Source organism: Roseobacter sp. TSBP12, from assembly GCF_009129705.1.
In the GTDB taxonomy this organism is placed as follows: Bacteria; Pseudomonadota; Alphaproteobacteria; order Rhodobacterales; family Rhodobacteraceae; genus Celeribacter; species Celeribacter baekdonensis_A.
In genome coordinates this window covers 1-680 of the sequence record NZ_PYIB01000021.1, presented here as the reverse complement: position 1 = coordinate 680, position 680 = coordinate 1, and the positions used below count along the sequence as shown (strand labels likewise).

The following is a 680-nucleotide window of genomic DNA, read 5'->3' as shown; positions in this document are numbered from 1 at the left end:
GCGCGCCGAAACCTTAGTTTTGGAAGACGTTCGCGACTGGATAGATTGTGTAGCGGAGAAAGCGCTCGTCAAGATCGACAGTGCGGAGGCGGCAGCCAATGTATGATCCCGCAACGTCCGAACTCATCAGGTCCACCCCAGACTTGCCCGACCTGGACCGCGAAGGTTTGCCTGACCGACTTGCACGTGCTTTCGCCGAGATCGTATCGGCAAGGGTACTGCTTCGCGAGAGTGAAAATGGGGAAGAGCTTCTCGAGGACACAATTCGATTTGCACGCCGGTTGGCGCAGACCAATGAAGCATTGGTAGCCATTAATCCCGATAGAGAAAACCGGGCAGCGGCAGGCTTTGTTGCCGCAACGGCTTATCAGTTGGTTCATCAAGCGATCGCTCTACGGGACTCGGACCAGCCAGTTTCATTTGTATCGCCGAATGCGATCAGTCCGGATGTTTCGGCAATGCTTCTGTTCTTGGTAGCCGGGGCATCGGCGGATGCTGCTGAGGTGGCAGACTCTATCCGCATCCCGAGCGGCGATTGGCTGCAGTCGGAACTGATTCTTCACTTGATCATGCTCGCAAAAGGACAAGTTGGTCGTATTCGGAATCGAAAGCGACCGCCCCAAGACCGACTCGTCTCGGGTACCGGTGGCGAGCGAGCCAATGCAGCGCTCTACTATCGA

The 680-nt window shown here is 56.2% G+C and carries 1 pseudogene; it reads left to right on the top strand.

From position 1 onward, the window contains the following. Positions 1 to 98 precede the first annotated feature (98 nt). A pseudogene (locus C8029_RS05560) lies at positions 99 to 680 on the top strand (DEAD/DEAH box helicase); the annotation flags it as partial.